The following is a 15049-nucleotide window of genomic DNA, read 5'->3' as shown; positions in this document are numbered from 1 at the left end:
CCGCTTCGACCCGGCCGCGCTCGAGCGGACCCTCGCCGTCACCCGCGAGTACGCGGCCGCCGCGCAGGAGGCCGGCGCCGAGCGCCTCCGCTTCGTCGCCACCTCGGCCACCCGCGACGCCGCCGACCGCGAGGACTTCCTCGCCGCCGTCGAACGGATCCTCGGCGTCACCCCGGAGACGATCTCCGGCGAGGAGGAGGCGCGGCTCTCGTTCCGCGGGGCGGTCTCGGCCGTCGACTCCGCCCGGCCCGTGCTGGTCGTCGACCTCGGCGGCGGCTCGACCGAGCTGGTGCTCGGCGGGGCGGAGCCGGAGCAGGCGCACTCGATGGACGTCGGCAGCGTCCGCCTGACGGAGCGCCACCGCCGGGCCGCCGCGCCGTCCGAGGGCGAGCGCGCGGCGATCCGCGCGGACGTGCGCGCCGCGCTGGCCGCCTCCTCCGTCGACCTGTCGCAGACCCGGAGCGTCGTCGGCGTCGCCGCGACCGTGCTCACGATCACCGCGCACGTCCTCCGCAGCACCGACCGCGCTGCGCTCGAGACGTCCCTCCCCCTCTCCGACGTCCTCGCCGCCTGCGACGAGCTCGCCGCGCTCTCCCCCGAGGCGACCGCGTCCCTCCCCTGGGTGCGCCCGGGGCGCGAGGACGTGCTGGCGGCCGGCGCGCTGGTCTGGGGCGAGGTCCTCCGCGCGGTCCAGGCGGCCTCGCCGGGCGTCGACCGGGTCCGCTCGACCGCGCACGACATCCTCGACGGCATCGCGCTCGGCCTCGCCTGACGCCCGTGCCGGTCACGCGGTGAGGGCGCTCCCGGAGTCGCGGGGGAGCCGGGCGGCGGCGACGAGCGGCACGAGGGTCAGCACTGCGAGGGCGAGGAAGGCGACGCGGTAGGGGACGAGGCCGGGCCCGATCGCGGTGCCGACGGCCAGCGCCACCGCGCCCACCGCGACTCCGAGGCCGGCCGCGATCTGCTGCGTGGTCGCGTTCAGGGTGTTCGCGCCCGACATCCCCTCCTGCGGGACCTCGGCGAAGGTGACGGTGTTGTAGGCGGTGAAACCCGCCGAGCGCGCCAGTCCGCTCAGCACCAGCAGCGCGACCACGAAAGCCACCGGAGTCGCCGGCTCGAGGAACGCCATCGCCGCCATGCACGCCGCCCCGACCGCGCTCGCCGCGACCAGCACCCCGCGGAAGCCGAGGCGCCGCAGCAGCGGAGTCGTGGCCGGCTTGATCGCCAGGTTGCCGGCGAAGAGCGCCAGCACCACGGAGCCGGCCTGCACCGGGCTCCAGCCGAACGCGTCCTGGAACAGGAGCGGGAGCAGGAACGGCACCGCGTTCACGGTCGCCCGGTAGAGCGACCCGCTCGCGTTGGCGACCCGGAAGGTGCGGAAGCGGAAGGCGTCGAGCCGCACGAGCGGATTCTCGGCGCGGCGCAGGTGCCGCACGGCGAGCGCCGTGACGACGGCACCGGCGATCATCGGCACCAGAGCGCGTCCGTCGAGGTCGGCGCCGGTGAGGAGTCCGGCGGCTCCGACCAGCGCGCCGAGGCCGACCGCGACGAGCACCAGGCCGGTGACGTCGAGCGGAGGCGGTGCGCTCTCGGGGGTGGCCGGCACGATCCGGCGGGCGATCGCGAACGCGATCACCCCGAGCGGCAGGTCGATCAGGAAGATCCAGTGCCAGGACGCGACGGTGGTGAGCAGGCCGCCGAGGAACGGCGCGATCACGGGGGCGACCAGTCCCGGCCAGACCAGGATCGCGATGGCGTGGATGATCCCCTCCCGCGGGGTCGCCCGCAGCACCGCGAGCCGGCCGACCGGCACCATCAGCGCGCCGCCGACGCCCTGCAGGACGCGGGCGCCGACCAGCAGCGGCAGCGTGGGGCTGAGCGCGCAGAGCAGGGAGGCGAGGGTGAAGACGGCGATCGCGGTGGTGAAGACGCGGCGCACGCCGAAGCGCTCGCTGAGCCAGCCCGAGGCCGGGATGAGGACGGCGACGGTGAGGAGGAACGCGGTGACGGTGATCGAGACCGCGGCGGAGTCGACGCGCAGGTCGGCGGCGATCGCGGGTGCGGCAGTCGTCACGATCGTGGCGTCGAGGTTCTCCATGAAGAAGCAGCCGGCGACGAGCAGCGCGAGGGAGCGGTGGCGGGGGTCCGTGCTGTCCTCCTCGACGTGGGGCTGTCGGCGGCGAGCGTAGCGCGGCGACGGCGCGGCCGCCGGGCGGGTACCGTCGCAGCATGAGCGCTGCAGCAGAGACCAGGACGATCCAACTCCGTCGCTACGAGCTGATGGACGGGGTGATGGACGACTTCCTCGCCTGGTTCCCCGAGCGGATCGTGCCGGCGCGCGAGGCCCACGGCTTCCGGATCGAGTTCGCCTACGCCGACCGCGAGGTGAACGAGTTCGTCTGGGCGGTCAGCACGGCCGGCGACGCCGACGCGTTCGCCGAGGTCGAGCGGGCGTACCTGGCGTCGCCCGAGCGCGACGCCGCCTTCGCGGGCGAGCCGAAGCGCGTCGCGGTGCAGCACGTGCGGCTGGTCGAGCGGATCGTCTGACCCGGGCGCCGTCGGCTCCGGGCGCCGTCGGCTCCGGAGCCCGTCAGCTCCGGGCGCGCCGGACGGCCGCGAGGACGCCTCGGACCACGAGCGTCCCGACCGCGATCGACCCGATCGCTCCGGTCAAGCGCGCCCAGACGTGCTTCGGCCGGTCGATCCCGGCGCGGTCCGCGGGCGAGGGGAGCGAGGCGGGAGCGAGCGTGCGCCCCGCGGCTCCCGCCTCGGCCATGTGCGCGAGCCGGCGCACGGCCTCGCGGTTGCGGATCCAGAGGAACGAGTGCATCAGCGGCTTCGGGATGAGCGTTCCCGGACCCTTCACGGGGGCCTCGTGCATCCGCACCTTCGCGCCGCGCGCGTGCGGCTCGACCTCGACGCGCACCCGGGCCTCGCCGAGCGGCCAGCCGGCGGCCTGGATGACCGTCCGGCGCGGCGGGTCCCACTCGAGCACCGTGGTGCGGTCGTCGATCACGAGCGGCCAGAGCCCGAAGGAGTGGTGCAGCTGCGAGCCCACGTGCGGGAAGTCCGCGTCGACCTTCCGCATCCGGGACGCACCGACGACCCAGCTCGGGAACAGCCAGCCGGAGGCGAGCACCGCGAAGACGGACTCGGGCGGGCAGTGGACGACGCGGGTGGTGCGGGACATCGCGGACTCCTTCGAGTGGTGGTGGGGCAGGCGGCGGGCGCCGCCCCCAGCCTGGCAGGCCGGGGACGGCGGCGGGCACCCCCGAGCGGCGGCGCGTCGGACCCGGGACACCTGCGGACGGGGCACCTGAGGACAGGCGCGGCCCGGATCGGCGGCCCCGGGTCGGCGGCCCCGGGTCGGCGGCACCGGATCGGCGGCGGCTCAGGCCGGGCGCGCCTCCGGCGACAGGTCGGGCGACTCGCGCACCCCGAACTCGTGCCGCAGCGCGCTGCGGGCGGCGTGCCAGCCGGCCATGCCGTGCACGCCCGGCCCGGGCGGGGTGGACGAGGAGCAGAGGTAGAGCCCCGTCGCGGGCGTCCGCCACGGGTCGGTCGTGGGGACCGGGCGCGAGAGCAGCTGGGCGACGCTCGCGGCTCCGGCGGCGATGTCCCCGCCCAGGTAGTTCGGGTTGTAGGCCTGCATGTCGCGGGCGGTCATCGAGGAGGCGCCGATCACGCGGTCGCGGAACCCGGGGGCGAAGCGCTCGATCTGGGCGGTGATCGCCTCCTGCTGGTCGGCGGGCGAGTACCGGGGGACGTGCGTGTACGCCCAGAGGACGTGCTTGCCCTCGGGCGCCCGGGTCGGATCGGCGATCGAGGGCTGCGCCACCAGCACGTAGGGGCTGCGGCTGTGCCGGCCGCGCTTCACGTCGCGCTCGGCGGCCGCGATCTCGGCGCGGCTGCCGCCGACGTGCAGCGTGCCCGCGCCGGCGAGCTCCGGGTTCGTCCACGGCACCGGCCCGTCGAGGGCGAAGTCGACCTTGGCCACGCCGTTGCCGTAGCGGAAGCGCTGGAGGGCCGCGGCGTACGCCGGGGGGAGCCGGTCCCCCGCCATCGCGAGCAGCGCCGTCGGCGTGCCGTCGACGAGCACGGCCCGGGCCGGGGGCAGCTCGGAGAGCGAGGTCACCTCGACGCCGGTCTCGACGGTGCCGCCGTGCGCCCGCAGGTCGTCGGCGAGCGCGTCGACGATCGACTGGCTGCCGCCGATCGGCACCGGCCAGCCGCGCGCGTGGGCGTAGGCGCCGAGCGCCAGGGCGGCCGCGGCCGTCGACGGGCTCGGCATCGGGCGGATCGAGTGCGCGGCGACCCCGGAGAACATCGCCGGGGCGACGTCCTCGCGGAAGCGCAGGTTCCACACCGGGGTGCCCTGCTCGAGCACCCGCAGGCCGAAGCGGATCAGCACGCTCGGGTCCGTCGGGATCCGCAGCAGCGCGTCGTTGGTGAAGCCCGCGACGCGGTCGGCCCGCTCGGAGAGAGGTCCCATCAGGGCGCGCCACGCCGCTCCGTCGCGCCCCAGCGCCTCGACCGTGCGGTCGAGGTCGCGGTAGGCGATGCCCGCGCGGCCGCCGTCGAGAGGATGCGCGTACGAGATCTCGGGGACGACCAGCTCGATGCGCCGGTCGAGCCCGAAGGCGCGGAAGAACCCGGACGCGAGCGCCATCGGGTGCACCGCCGAGCAGACGTCGTGGTGGAAGCCGGGCAGCGTCAGCTCCGCCGTGCGCGCGCCGCCGCCGATCGTCGCGTTGCGCTCGAGCACGGTGACCGAGAGCCCGGCGCGCGCGAGCGTGACCGCGGCGGCGAGGCCGTTGGGCCCCGCCCCGATGACGACGGCGTCGACCACGGTCACTTCCTCCGCAGGGCCGAGACGACGCCCACGGCACCGGCGGCGAGGGCCGCGGCCGCCCCCGCGTAGCTCAGGGCGCGGTGGCGGATCATCCAGATCTGGGGCGTCATGGTGTGCGCGCGGTCGCTGAAGAGGCCGCGGGCGCCGTGATCGCCGGGGACCGGCTCGTAGACGTTGTTCGGGAGCATCGGCTCCGTCTTGTCGGGGGCCTGCTGCCCGTCGAAGGCGCTGCGGGCGAGGTACCAGTCCATGAAGCGCCCGGCGAAGCGGTCGCCGAGGATGGTGCCGGCGGTCGGCTCGCCGACCCACGTGCGGCGGCGCGGCTTGTCGGCCACGTCGGCGATCGCGATCGCGCCCACCTCGGGCTCGTAGATCGGCGGCACGGGCTGCGGGTGGTGCGGCAGCTGCGACTTCACCCAGTTGAACTGGATGGTGTTGAGCGCCGGCATGTCGACCTCGGACAGGCGCACGCGGCTCTTCGCGTGCAGCAGCTCCGCGGTGACGGCCTCGGTGAAGCCGCGGGCCCCGAACTTGGAGGCGCAGTACGCGGCCTGCAGCGGGATGCCCCGGTGCGCGAGGGCGGAGCCGACCTGGATGACGTGCCCGCGGTCGCGCGGGGTCATCCGGGAGAGGGCGGCGCGGGTTCCGTTGACGAAGCCGAAGAAGTTGACGCCCACGGCGCGCTCGAAGTCGGCGGGCTCGGTCGAGAGGAACTCGCCGAAGACGCCGACCATCGCGTCGTTGACCCACAGGTCGATCGGGCCGAGCTCGGCCTCCACCCGGTCGGCCGCCGACTCGACGGCCTCGCGGTCGGCCACGTCGGTCGGGATGCCCAGCCCGCGCCGGCCCTTCTGCTCGATCTCGGCGACCGTGGCAGCCAGTCCGTCCTCGCCGCGCGCCAGCACGGCGACGTCCCAGCCGCGGGAGGCGAGCTCGCGGACCGTGGCGCGTCCGAGCCCGGCCGTCCCGCCCGTGACGACGGCGACTCCGCGGCTCATGCGCGGGCCTCGCGGGAGGCGGTCTCGAGGCGGGGGTGCTGCGTCATGGTGCGGGCTCCTTCGTGAGGGCGCGGTGTGCGTCGGGAGTCCCACGCTAGGCGGGAGCGGCGGCGCGGCGCGCGGGGTTGCGCCCGATCGGTGGAGAGCTCGGTGGATCCGCGCCCGGGGAGGAGAATCGCTCCCGAGCGCTCCCGGCTCTCCTCCAGAGACCGCCGCCAGACTGACGCCCGCCCGCCCGAGCACCCTCCGACCGGATCGACGCATGACCTCTCTCCTCGACCTGAGCCTCGTCTCCGGCCCCCTCGTCGTCACCGTCTACGTGGTCGCGGCCGCAGCGCTCCTCCTCCTGCTCGCCGCCCACGTCCGCGCACCCCGCCGCGGACGCTCCCGACGCGGCGGGATCGCCGTCGCCGTCCTCCTCCTGGGCCTGATCGGCGGCGCCGCCCTGGCCGCCCTCGTCGACGGGCCCGACGGCCCGTTCGGCGTCGACTTCACGCCGGTCACCCGGGTCGCGATCGGCCTCGGGATCGGCGGGCTGGGCGTCGCCCTGGTCGTCCTCGGGCACGCGATCGCCCGCCGCCGCGCGCGGGGGGTTCTCGCATCGCTCGCGGCCGGAGTGCTCGTCGTCGCGGCGGCCGCGATGACCGTCAACATCGACTTCGGCCAGTACCCCACGGTGCGCAGCGCGCTCGGGATCAGCGCGTACTCCGACTCCTCCGTGCCGGTCGCCGCCGCGGACGGACCGCACTCGGACCTCGCGACCTGGACCGCCCCGGCCGGGATGCCCACCGCAGGCTCGGTCTCGACGGTCGCCATCCCCGCCACCGCGTCGGGCTTCCCGGCCCGCGACGCCGTGGTCTACCTCCCGCCCGCCGCCCTCACCGCGACCCCGCCGCTGCTGCCGGTGATGATCATGCTCTCGGGGCAGCCGGGGTCGCCCTCCGATCCGCTCTCGACCGAGAAGTTCCAGCAGACGCTCGACGCCTACGCCGCCGCGCACGCCGGCCTCGCGCCGATCGTCGTCTCGCCCGACCAGCTGGGCGATCCGGACAAGAACCCGATGTGCGTCGACTCGCCGCTCGGGAAGTCGGCCACCTACCTCACCGTCGACGTCCCGAACTGGATCCGTGCGAACCTCCCGGTGCTCGGCGACGCGCAGCACTGGGCGATCGGCGGCCTCTCGCAGGGCGGGACCTGCTCGATCCAGCTCGGCGCCGGCCACCCGTCGCTCTTCGGCAACATCGTCGACGCCTCGGGCGAGCTCGCGCCGACCCTCGGCAGCGAGGCGGCGACGGTCGCGCAGGGCTTCGGCGGCGACCAGGCCGCCTACGAGGCCGCGAAGCCGGTGAACGTCCTCGCGAAGAACGCCCCCTACACCGGCACCGTCGCGATCTTCGGGGTCGGCGCGAACGACGCCTCCTTCCTCCCCGGAGCGAAGACCGTCTACGCCGCGGCCGTCGCGGCCGGGATGAGCGCCACCTATCTCGAGGTGCCCGACAGCGCTCACGACGTCACGGCGTGGTCGGCGACGTTCGACAAGGGCCTGGAGATCCTCGCCGACCGCTGGAAGCTCGTCCCCGCCGCCTGAGGCCCCGACGCCTCAGGCGCTCTCGACCAGCCGGACCGCCGCCTCGACCCCTCCGCTCCAGGGCGCCCCGTGACCGGGGATCACCCACTGCGCCCCGGTGGGCAGGAGCGCGCGGAGCGACGCGAGCGCCTGCTCCGGCTCGTCGGTGAAGGGCGCGGGCTGCGGCCCCGTGCGGCCGGTGAGCACGTGGCGGGTGGTCATCCCGTCCCCCACGAAGACCGCGTCGGCCACCGGCACGTGCACGGCGATGCTCCCCGGGGAGTGGCCCGGGAGCGCGATCACGCGGGGAGCCCCGGGCAGATCGAGCGTCTGCCCGTCGTGCACCTCGATGACCTCGGTGAGGGGCGGCACCTTCGCGATGCCCTTGCGCAGCGCGTAGGCCGCGAAGCCGAGGAGCGGCCCGATGCGGAGCTCCGGCGTCGCGGTCTTCGGCTTGGGCCCGCCCTTCGCGCGCTCGGCGTCGGCGGCGTGCACGTGCACCGGCACGCCGTGCTCGCGGCGGAGGCGCTCGGCGAAGCCCACGTGGTCGGAGTCGCCGTGCGTGAGCACGACGCCGCGCACGTCGTCGAGGGTGCGGCCCATCGCGCGCAGCTCGGCCAGGAGCTCCCGCCAGAGGCCGGGCAGCCCGGCGTCGATGAGGGTGACGCCCTCGTCGGTGTGGACGAGGTGGACGGCGACGATGTCGGTGCCGATGCGGCGCAGGTGGGGTCCGAGTTCCATGATGGCTACGCTAGTTAGCCATCATGGCTACTGTCAATAGCTATACTCGGCCCATGCCCACTCCCGACCGCACCTCCGTCGAGGCGATCGTGCGCGCCGCCGGCGAGCTCCTCGAGCGCGACGGGCTCGCGGGAGTCACGATGCAGGCGGTCGCGCAGAAGGTCGGCGTCCGCGCTCCCTCCCTCTACAAGCGGGTCGAGGGACGCGAGACCCTGATCCGCCTCGTCGCCGAGGACGCCCTGGCCGCACTCGCCGACGGCGTCGCCGACGCCGAGGACGCCGCCGCGCTCGCCGACCGCCTCCGCGCCTTCGGCCGCGAGCGCCCGGCCGCGTTCCTCCTCGTGATGGCCCCGGCTCCCGGCACGCCCGTCGCCGCCCAGGAGTTCCGCGACGCGGCGAGCGCCCGCCTCCTGGAGGTCACCGCGCAGCTGGCGGGAGAGGAGGAGGCGCTCGAGGCCGCGCGCACGCTGACCGCCTGGGCGAGCGGCTTCATCGGGATGGAGATCACGGGCGCCTTCACCCTCGGCGGCGACGTCGAGAAGGCCTGGCGCTTCGGGCTGAGCCGGATCGTCTCCTCGCTCGCCCCCGCCGCGTCTCGCTGAGCGCTCAGGCCCGCCGCAGCGCCGCCTCGTCCTCGAGGAACCGCGGACGGCACGCGACGATCCCGCTGACCAGCAGCACCGCCACTCCGGCGAACAGCAGCGCGTACGCGCCGCCCCAGCCGCCCTGCGCCTCGTGGAGCACGCCGATCAGCAGCGGGCCGAGGCAGGCGAGCCCGTAGCCGAGCCCCTGCGTGGCGCCGGAGAGGGTCGAGGAGCCGGTGGTCGTCCGCGTCCGCGCGTTCACGAGCGTCAGCGTCATCGGGAACGTGCTGACGCCGAGCCCGAGGCAGACCACCCACGCCACGGCCCCCTCCAGCGGAGCGACGACGAGGCCCGCGTAGCCGACGGCGAGCAGCGCGCAGCACACCACTACGACCACGACCGGGTTGCGCATCCCCAGCGTCAGCGGCGGCACCACGAAGGCGGCGGCGAGGCCGAACACCGAGAACAGCGCCAGCAGCGCCCCGCCCTGCGCCGGGTCCGCGCCCGCATCGACGAGGATCGTCGGCAGCCAGGTGATGATCCCGTAGGTGTGCAGACCGGTCATCCCGAGCATCAGCACCATCGCCCAGAGCAGAGGCGTGCGCCACGCCCCGTCCACACGGCCGCCGGCGGCCGCCGGAGCCGCACCGCCTCCTCCGCGGGCCGCGAGCGCCGCCCAGAGCAGGCAGGCCGCGGCCGTCATCACGGCCCAGACCCCGATCGCCCAGCGCCAGCCCGCCGTCGAGGCCAGCGGCACCGCGACCAGCGGAGCGACGAACTGGCCCACCTGCAGCAGCGCCAGGTAGAGCGAGCTGACCGTCTTGATCCGCTCGGCGAAGTACCGCTTCACGATCGGCACGATGAGCACGTTCGTGGTGCCCACGCCCGCGAAGGCGACGACGGTCGAGAGCACGAGCGCGACCGGGCTCGGGCTCAGCGCGCGGAGGGCGATGCCCAGCGTGGTCACCAGCGTCGCGATCGCGAGCGTGCGCTCCAGGCCGATCCGGCGCGAGACGGCCGCGGCGACGAAGCCGAAGACGGCGAAGGAGGCGGTGACGATCGTGCCCAGCGCCCCGTAGAGCGAGGGCCCGAAGCCGAGGTCGGCGCCGATCGTGTCGAGCAGCGGGCTGAAGCCGGTGACGGCGGTGCGGAGGTTCAGCGCGGTGATCGCGATGGCGGCGAGGGCCAGGAGGGCGGTGGCGCGGAGCGTCGGTGCTGCGGTCATGGAGTCCTCGAGAGATAGGATGATGGGATGAATCCTGGCGAGTCTAGCCCCGCGGCGCCGTTCCAGCGCGAGAGCGTGATCGACCACGTGACGGCGCTGTTCCACGAGGAGATCCGCTCCGGCCGCTGGGCCGTCGGCGAGCGGATCCCGGTGGAGGCCGAGCTCGCCCGCTGGACCGGCGCCGGCCGCAACTCCGTCCGCGAGGCCGTCCAGGCCCTCGTGCAGGCGGGCCTCGTGCGGCGGGAGCAGGGCCGCGGAACCTTCGTCACCGCGCGCTCGCAGCTCGCCGAGTCGCTGCGCCGCCGCATCCCCAGCGCCGCCCGACGGGAGGGCCTCGAGCTGCGGTTCGCGATCGACGGAGCGACCGCCGCACTGGCGGCCGAGCGCCGGACCGACGAGGACGTCACCGCCCTCCGCGCCCTGCTGGCCCGCCGGGCCCGCTCGTGGGAGGCGCCGGAGCTCGCCGAGCGGATCGCCGCGGACACCGCGCTGCACCGGGCCGTCGTCGTGGCGACCCACAACGACCTGTTCGTCGAGCTCTACGACGGCCTCACCGGCATGTTCGAGTCGGTGCTGGAGGAGGACGTCGTCGGCGAGGAGGACCCGCACGCCCGGCAGCACGCCGAGCTGGTCGGGGCGATCGCCGCGGGCGACGCCGAGGGGGCCCGGCGTCGGATCGAGGAGCTGCTCGCGCCGCTGCTGGCCGAGGCGCAGCACGACGGCGGCTGAGGGGAGTCCTCCGCGGCGGGCGGCAGGTGCTCGGGCCGGTGCCGCGTCGTCAGCCGAGCGGGATCAGCCCCGCGGACGCCGGGTCGACCAGAGCGCCCACGCCACCAGCAGCGGTTGGAACGCGAGACGCACGGCCCGCTTGCGGTCGGTGTCGAGGCCGAAGGCGCTCGTGCGCGTCACCCACTGCGAGACGTTGCCCGGGAAGATCGCGGTGAAGAAGGCGGCGGCCGCGGCTCCGACCAGCGGCGCCCGGCGGCGCGCGAGCACCAGCGAGGCGCCCAGCCCGATCTCGACCACGCCCGAGGCGAGCACGACCGCGTCCTTGTCCAGCGGCACCCACTCGGGCACCTGCGCCTGGAACTCCTCCCGCTTGCGGGTGAGGTGGCTCACCCCCGCGAAGAGGAGGGCGGAGCCGAGGAGCACCTTGGCGCCGGTGCGGAGGAGGGACGGGGAGGAGGAGGTCATGCGCTCCATCGTTCCGGATGCGAGCCGCCGCCGCCGGGTGGCGCGGCCACTGCGCACGAACGTGCCGGTGTCGGAGGCGGCGCCTAGTCTGATCGCGTGACTGACCGCATCCTCGTCCTCACCACCGGTGGCACCGTCGACAAGGAGTACTCGCTCGCGGGCGAGCTCGAGATCGGCTCCCCGATGGTGCCGCGCCTGCTCGCCCCGGTGCTCACCACGCTCGAGTTCCGCATCGAGGAGGTCCTCGCCAAGGACAGCCTCGAGCTCGACGACGCCGATCGCGCCCTGATCCGCGAGCGGGTGCTCGCCGCCGAGGAGGACCGGATCGTCCTCACCCACGGCACCGACACGATGACCGCGACGGCCGAGGCCCTCGGCGTCGTCCGCGATCGGGTGGTCGTCCTCACCGGCGCGATGCAGCCCGCTCGCATGCTCGACAGCGACGCCGCCTTCAACCTCGGCACCGCGGTGGCGGCCGTGCAGCTGCTGCCGCCGGGCGTCTACCTCGCCATGAGCGGGCGGGTGATGCCGGCCGGCTCCGTGGTGAAGGACCGGTCGATCGGCGTGTTCCTCCCGGCCTGAGCCGCACGCGGATCGAGGGGCTCCCTCGGGCGGGCCCCCGCTCGGACCGGCCTCAGGCCTCGGCGAGCTCCGCGGTGCACGCCGCGCACAGCCCGAAGACGTCGACGACGTGGTGCGCGTCCGTGAAGCCGTTCTGCGACGCGACCGAGCGCGCCCACTCCTCGACCTCGTCGGCCGCGATCTCGACCGTCAGCCCGCAGCGGCGGCAGATCAGGTGGTGGTGGTGCGTCCCCGGTGTGCAGGCGCGGTAGAGGCTCTCGCCCTCGGGCGACTGCAGCGAATCGGCCTCGCCCTCCACGGCCAGGTCGGAGAGAGCGCGGTACACCGTCGCGAGCCCGATCGGCGAGCCGGAGGCGTGCAGCGCGCTGTGCAGGCCCTGGGCGCTGACGAAGTCCTCGCGACGCCCGAGGGCCTCGCGCACCGCCTCGCGCTGCCACGTGTTGCGCTTGACCACAGGACCCCCTCCACTCCGCACGACCCGGGCCACGCTACCGCCCCCCGCCGACGGCGAGCCGGGAGCGCCGGACGCCGTCGCGGCCGATGATCCGGCAGACCGCGTAGATCGCGAACGAGATCGTCGTCACGTACGGACTGATGGGGATCGATCCGCCCAGCGCGAGCAGGATGCCGCCCACGAGGGCGCCGACGGCGAAGAGCACGCTCAGCAGCGGCACGACCACCGGCGAGGCGGAGAGGCGCAGCGCCGCGGCCGCCGGCGTCACCAGGATCGCCAGCACGAGCAGCGAGCCGACGATCTGCACCGAGACGGCGACCGCCAGGCCGAGCAGGAGCATGAACGCGATCGAGAGCGCCCGGGTGGGGATGCCGCGGGCGGCCGCCACGTCGGCGTCGACGCTCGCGAAGGTGAGGGGGCGCCAGATCAGCGCGAGCCCGACGAGGACGACCACCGAGATGCCGATCAGCCACCCGAGCTGCGGGTCGTCGACCGCGACGATCTGCCCGGTGAGCAGGCCGAACTTGTTCGCGCTGCGCCCCGGGTAGAGGGCCAGGCAGAGGATGCCGATGCCGAGCCCGAACGGCATCAGCACCGCGATGATCGAGTTGCGGTCGCGGGCGCGCGAGCCGAGGACACCGATGAGGACGGCCGCGATCAGCGAGCCGACGATCGAGCCCTCGACGACCCCGACGCCCAGCAGCAGCCCCGCGGAGGCCCCGGCGAACGAGAGCTCGCTGATCCCGTGGACCGCGAACGCCATGTCGCGCGACATCACGAAGACGCCGATCAGCCCGCCGACCACTCCGAGGACCGCGCCGGCGATCACCGAGTTCATCAGCAGCGCCAGCAGCGCCCCGTAGTCCGAGAAGTCGAAGATCTGCGACCAGACGTCCGTCACGACTGCCCCTCCTCGTGCTCGTGCACGTGCGAGTGGTCGGGGGCGCCGACCACGATGACCCGGCCCCGGGCGCGGATCACGTCGACCGGTGCGTCGTAGAGCTCGCTGAGCACCTCCGAGCGCAGGACCTCGTCGGGCGTGCCGATCCGGAACCGGCCGCCGGCGAGGTAGAGCACGCGGTCCACCATGCCGAGCACCGGATTCACGTCGTGCGTGACGAAGAGGACGCCGAGGTTCCGCTCGCGGCGGTGCCGGTCGATCAGCTCGCTGACCGCCCGCTGGTGGGCGAGGTCGAGCGCGATCAGGGGCTCGTCGCAGAGCAGGAGCGCCGGGTCGCCCGCGAGCGCCTGGCCGACGCGGACGCGCTGCTGCTCGCCTCCGGACAGGCTGCCGATGGGGGCGTCGGCGAAGGCGGTGGCGCCGACGGCCTCGAGCAGCGCGTCGACGGCGGCCCGCCGGGAGCGGGAGGGCAGGGGCAGGCCGAACCGGTGCCCGTCGATCCCGAGCCCGAGCAGATCGCGGGCGCGCAGCGGCGTGCCCTCGTCGGCGAGCTTCTGCTGCGGGATGTAGCCGATGCGCCGATTGCCGCGGTGCACGGGCTCGCCGAGGAGCTGCAGCTCCCCCGCGCTCAGCTGCTGCTGGCCGAGCACCGCGCGCAGGAGGCTCGTCTTGCCGGAGCCGTTCGCGCCGAGCACCGCGACGAACTCGCCGGCGCGCACGTCGAGGTCGACGCCGCTCCACAGCTCGCGGTCGCCGAAGCGGAGTCCGGCGCCGCGCAGCCGCAGGACGGACGCCGAAGGGCCCGCCTCCGAGGAGGCGGGCCGGGTCGGGGAGTCGGTGCTCACTGGGAGAGGGCTCCCTGGATCGCGTCGAGGTTGGCGGTCATCCAGCCGGTGTAGTCGTCGCCCTCGGGCAGCGTCTCGGTGACGGGGACGGCCGGGATCCCGGCGGCCTTCGCGGCGTCGAGCACCGCGTCCGTCTGCGCTCCCTCGGTCTGCTCGTTGTAGATCAGCGCGTCGACGGCCTCGCCGGAGAACAGCGCCAGCGTCTCCTTCAGCGTTGTCGCGGGGACGTCGGTGCCCTCCTCGACCGCCTCGCTGAAGGCCTCCGGAGTCGCGTCGGTCAGGCCGAGCGCGTCGGTCATGTACAGCGGGACGGGCTCGGTGATCGCGATGGACCGGCCGGAGAGCGTGCCCTTGAGCTCGCTCTCGCGGGCGATCAGGGCGTCGAGCCCCTCGTCGAGCGTGGCGAGGTTGGCGGAGTAGGCGGAGGCGTTGTCGGGGTCGAGCGCGGCGAGCTCGTCGCCGATCCGTCCCGCGACCTCCTTCATCGCCGAGAGGTCGTACCAGACGTGCTCGTTGAACTCCGCGTGCTCGTGCTCGCCCTCCGACTCCTCCTCCGCGTGGTCGTGGACGTCCTCCAGGCCGGCGATCACGGTGGCGGTGATGACGGGGGCCTCGGTGCCGGCCGCGCTGATCATGGTGTCGAGGAAGTGGTCGTAGCCGCCGCCGTTCTCGATCACGAGGGTCGCGCCGGACACCGCGAGCTGGTCGCGGGCGGTGGCCTCGTACTCGTGCGGGTCCTTGTCCGGGCTGTCGATGATGCTGGTCACCTCGACCAGGTCGCCGCCGATGCTCGAGACGAGGTCGCCGTAGACGTTCGTCGACGCGACGACCTTCACGGGCCCGCCCGCGGCGGCGGCGGAGGAGCTGTCGGAGGCGCTGCCCGCTCCGGAGCAGCCGCTCAGGGCGAGCGCGGTGCCGCCGAGGAGGGCGGTGAGGGCGAGGAGGCGGGTCTTCACGGTGTGCCGATCTGGGTCAGGGGCCGGGCGGGTGCTCCCACGCTAACCGCTATTGATAACGATTGTCAAAATCGTGCGGAGGCGCCCGCCGGTCATCCGCCGACACACGCGGACACGCGGCGACACGCGCCTCGCTCCGGGCCCCTCGCC

Annotated in this window: 17 protein-coding genes; 6 read left to right on the top strand and 11 right to left on the bottom strand. The window is 74.7% G+C overall.

Going from position 1 to position 15049, the window contains the following annotated elements; translation table 11 throughout:
• Positions 1-772: exopolyphosphatase (locus tag C5C24_RS14865; RefSeq protein ID WP_104305333.1), on the top strand; the 772-nt coding region annotated here is incomplete at its 5' end.
• 12 nt (positions 773-784) lie between these two features.
• Here C5C24_RS14865 and C5C24_RS14860 read toward each other — a convergent pair.
• Complete coding sequence (locus C5C24_RS14860) at positions 785-2122, bottom strand: MFS transporter (RefSeq protein WP_258065293.1); 1338 nt, start codon at positions 2120-2122, stop codon at positions 785-787.
• A 107-nt stretch (positions 2123-2229) separates the two neighbouring features.
• Here C5C24_RS14860 and C5C24_RS14855 point away from each other — a divergent pair, with 107 nt between their 5' ends.
• Positions 2230-2547 (top strand): NIPSNAP family protein, encoded by a 318-nt coding sequence (locus C5C24_RS14855; protein WP_104224531.1) that lies wholly within the window; start codon positions 2230-2232, stop codon positions 2545-2547.
• Between the two features lie 43 nt (positions 2548-2590).
• Here the strand turns inward: C5C24_RS14855 and C5C24_RS14850 are convergent, their stop codons facing one another.
• From C5C24_RS14850 to C5C24_RS14840, 3 genes are all read right to left on the bottom strand, one after another.
• Positions 2591-3190: an SRPBCC domain-containing protein gene (locus C5C24_RS14850; RefSeq protein WP_104277823.1), complete on the bottom strand. Its 600-nt coding sequence runs from the start codon at positions 3188-3190 to the stop codon at positions 2591-2593.
• A 201-nt stretch (positions 3191-3391) separates the two neighbouring features.
• A complete protein-coding gene (locus C5C24_RS14845; protein ID WP_374955331.1) occupies positions 3392-4849 on the bottom strand; it encodes a phytoene desaturase family protein in 1458 nt (485 codons plus the stop codon).
• Positions 4850-4851: 2 nt separating this feature from the next.
• Entirely contained in the window at positions 4852-5850 is a 999-nt protein-coding gene (locus tag C5C24_RS14840; RefSeq protein WP_104277825.1) for an SDR family oxidoreductase, read from the bottom strand.
• 262 nt (positions 5851-6112) lie between these two features.
• On the opposite strand from C5C24_RS14840, the gene C5C24_RS14835 reads away from it, so the two are divergent.
• A complete protein-coding gene (locus C5C24_RS14835; protein WP_104305330.1) occupies positions 6113-7438 on the top strand; it encodes an esterase family protein in 1326 nt (441 codons plus the stop codon).
• A 12-nt stretch (positions 7439-7450) separates the two neighbouring features.
• Here the strand turns inward: C5C24_RS14835 and C5C24_RS14830 are convergent, their stop codons facing one another.
• The gene (locus tag C5C24_RS14830) at positions 7451-8158 is read right to left on the bottom strand and encodes an MBL fold metallo-hydrolase (RefSeq protein ID WP_104305329.1); all 708 of its coding nucleotides are present in this window, start codon (positions 8156-8158) and stop codon (positions 7451-7453) included.
• A gap of 53 nt (positions 8159-8211) precedes the next feature.
• Here C5C24_RS14830 and C5C24_RS14825 point away from each other — a divergent pair, with 53 nt between their 5' ends.
• Complete coding sequence (locus C5C24_RS14825; protein WP_104305328.1) at positions 8212-8760, top strand: TetR/AcrR family transcriptional regulator; 549 nt, start codon at positions 8212-8214, stop codon at positions 8758-8760.
• 4 nt (positions 8761-8764) lie between these two features.
• Here C5C24_RS14825 and C5C24_RS14820 read toward each other — a convergent pair whose 3' ends face one another.
• Positions 8765-9967 carry an MFS transporter gene (locus C5C24_RS14820; protein WP_104305327.1) on the bottom strand — a complete coding sequence of 401 codons (1203 nt, stop codon included), beginning with the start codon at positions 9965-9967 and terminating at the stop codon, positions 8765-8767.
• A gap of 27 nt (positions 9968-9994) precedes the next feature.
• On the opposite strand from C5C24_RS14820, the gene C5C24_RS14815 reads away from it, so the two are divergent.
• Positions 9995-10696, top strand: coding sequence for a FadR/GntR family transcriptional regulator (locus C5C24_RS14815; protein WP_104305326.1), 702 nt, complete (start codon positions 9995-9997; stop codon positions 10694-10696).
• Positions 10697-10759: 63 nt separating this feature from the next.
• Here the strand turns inward: C5C24_RS14815 and C5C24_RS14810 are convergent, their stop codons facing one another.
• Entirely contained in the window at positions 10760-11161 is a 402-nt protein-coding gene (locus tag C5C24_RS14810; RefSeq protein ID WP_104224540.1) for a hypothetical protein, read from the bottom strand.
• A 96-nt stretch (positions 11162-11257) separates the two neighbouring features.
• Between C5C24_RS14810 and C5C24_RS14805 the strand changes: the two genes are divergently transcribed.
• Positions 11258-11743: an asparaginase domain-containing protein gene (locus C5C24_RS14805; protein WP_104282079.1), complete on the top strand. Its 486-nt coding sequence runs from the start codon at positions 11258-11260 to the stop codon at positions 11741-11743.
• Positions 11744-11795: 52 nt separating this feature from the next.
• Here C5C24_RS14805 and C5C24_RS14800 read toward each other — a convergent pair whose 3' ends face one another.
• Genes C5C24_RS14800 through C5C24_RS14785 form a run of 4 tightly spaced genes read right to left on the bottom strand, consistent with a single transcriptional unit; the run spans position 11796 to position 14899 of the window.
• Positions 11796-12197 (bottom strand): Fur family transcriptional regulator, encoded by a 402-nt coding sequence (locus C5C24_RS14800; protein WP_104238381.1) that lies wholly within the window; start codon positions 12195-12197, stop codon positions 11796-11798.
• Positions 12198-12231: 34 nt separating this feature from the next.
• Positions 12232-13035, bottom strand: a complete 804-nt coding sequence (locus C5C24_RS14795) for a metal ABC transporter permease (protein ID WP_104305336.1) — start codon at positions 13033-13035, stop codon at positions 12232-12234.
• Positions 13036-13094: 59 nt separating this feature from the next.
• Entirely contained in the window at positions 13095-13943 is an 849-nt protein-coding gene (locus C5C24_RS14790) for a metal ABC transporter ATP-binding protein (protein WP_104305325.1), read from the bottom strand.
• The gene (locus tag C5C24_RS14785; RefSeq protein ID WP_104305324.1) at positions 13940-14899 is read right to left on the bottom strand and encodes a metal ABC transporter solute-binding protein, Zn/Mn family; all 960 of its coding nucleotides are present in this window, start codon (positions 14897-14899) and stop codon (positions 13940-13942) included. Before C5C24_RS14785 ends, C5C24_RS14790 begins: the two co-directional genes overlap by 4 nt.
• Between the last annotated feature and the right edge of the window lie 150 nt (positions 14900-15049).

It is taken from the genome of Rathayibacter sp. AY2B3 (assembly GCF_002931755.1).
Lineage (GTDB): Bacteria > Actinomycetota > Actinomycetes > Actinomycetales > Microbacteriaceae > Rathayibacter.
This window is presented reverse-complemented; position numbering and strand designations above follow the sequence as displayed.

What these genes read in the sequence shown, in the direction of transcription:
- C5C24_RS14855 (WP_104224531.1), top strand. Translation starts at nt 2,230, where the DNA reads ATGAGCGCTGCAGCAGAGACCAGGACGATCCAACTCCGTCGCTACGAG.
- C5C24_RS14850 (WP_104277823.1), bottom strand. Translation starts at nt 3,190, where the DNA reads ATGTCCCGCACCACCCGCGTCGTCCACTGCCCGCCCGAGTCCGTCTTC.
- C5C24_RS14840 (WP_104277825.1), bottom strand. Translation starts at nt 5,850, where the DNA reads ATGAGCCGCGGAGTCGCCGTCGTCACGGGCGGGACGGCCGGGCTCGGA.
- C5C24_RS14835 (WP_104305330.1), top strand. Translation starts at nt 6,113, where the DNA reads ATGACCTCTCTCCTCGACCTGAGCCTCGTCTCCGGCCCCCTCGTCGTC.
- C5C24_RS14830 (WP_104305329.1), bottom strand. Translation starts at nt 8,158, where the DNA reads ATGGAACTCGGACCCCACCTGCGCCGCATCGGCACCGACATCGTCGCC.
- C5C24_RS14825 (WP_104305328.1), top strand. Translation starts at nt 8,212, where the DNA reads ATGCCCACTCCCGACCGCACCTCCGTCGAGGCGATCGTGCGCGCCGCC.
- C5C24_RS14820 (WP_104305327.1), bottom strand. Translation starts at nt 9,967, where the DNA reads ATGACCGCAGCACCGACGCTCCGCGCCACCGCCCTCCTGGCCCTCGCC.
- C5C24_RS14815 (WP_104305326.1), top strand. Translation starts at nt 9,995, where the DNA reads ATGAATCCTGGCGAGTCTAGCCCCGCGGCGCCGTTCCAGCGCGAGAGC.
- C5C24_RS14810 (WP_104224540.1), bottom strand. Translation starts at nt 11,161, where the DNA reads ATGACCTCCTCCTCCCCGTCCCTCCTCCGCACCGGCGCCAAGGTGCTC.
- C5C24_RS14795 (WP_104305336.1), bottom strand. Translation starts at nt 13,035, where the DNA reads ATGAACTCGGTGATCGCCGGCGCGGTCCTCGGAGTGGTCGGCGGGCTG.